Here is a 965-nt window from a genome sequence, read left to right on the forward strand (position 1 = left end):
CGCGCGCACCCTGCGTTACCGGGATGCGGATGGCAAGGAACAGCTTTCCCTTACCCTGTCCGGCTTGCCTGCGGGCTGGGACACCATGCAACCCCGGCGCGCCGTAGCGGGCTACTACAGCGAACTGCGCCAGCGCCGGGTCGACAAGGCACTCAGCAACAGCGCCAACGCGCTCAGCATCATCAGTGAGCGACTGGTGGACCTGGAAGGCAACCCCAGTGCCCAGGCCCAAATGCGCTGGGTAGAACCCAACCGCCCAATTCAAAACCAGGCGTTACTGGTCACCTTGATCAACGACAACTTCATCCGCATCAGCAACGCCAGCTACCGGCAGAAAACCGTCTGGTTACTGCAACAGACAAAACGTGTACTGGCTGAGTTCAAGGCGGCCCAGAACGTGCCAGCTCCGTAATCGCAGCGTGTTACCCTAGGGCCTCACAGCGACGCCGCCAACCACACGGATCCCATGACCGCTCCCCTATTCACTGCGCTGATCCCGGTCCGACTAGAGGGACCACATTTGCTATGACCAAGACCGGCACCCTCCTCACCCAGCACCCAACCGACCAGCCCAGCACATCCCGGCACGCCATCGTCATCGGCGCCGGCCTGGCCGGCGCCACTACAGCCCGCGCCCTGGCCGAGCAACACTGGACCGTGACCGTCCTGGATCCGCAGGGCATTGCCGCCGGCGCGTCCGGGAATCTGGCCGGTGTCGTCTATAGCACCGCCAGCCCACACCTGACACCACAGAATCGTTTCTACCAGACGAGCTACCGCCATGCCTTGCGCTGGCTCCACCATTACGGCTTTCCCTCCAGTGACCAGGACGGCCAGCTCAATGGCGTCATTCAGCACTTTGTAAACGACAAACAACGGGACAAATTCACTGCCGCCATGGACAGCGGTGCCTGGCCTGCCGACCTGCTTCGCCCGGCGCTGGCCGGCAATGGAGTGGAACTGGT

General features: G+C 62.8%; 1 protein-coding gene and 1 pseudogene. Both read left to right on the forward strand.

All coding sequences use genetic code 11. From position 1 onward, the window contains the following. Positions 1-412 (forward strand): annotated as a pseudogene (locus A3730_RS30775) (hypothetical protein); the annotation flags it as partial. Between the two features lie 113 nt (positions 413-525). Beyond that, positions 526-965 (forward strand): FAD-dependent oxidoreductase (locus tag A3730_RS00120; protein ID WP_156500687.1); only part of this gene is annotated, 440 nt, incomplete at its 3' end.

It is taken from the genome of Alcanivorax sp. HI0044 (assembly GCF_001634945.1).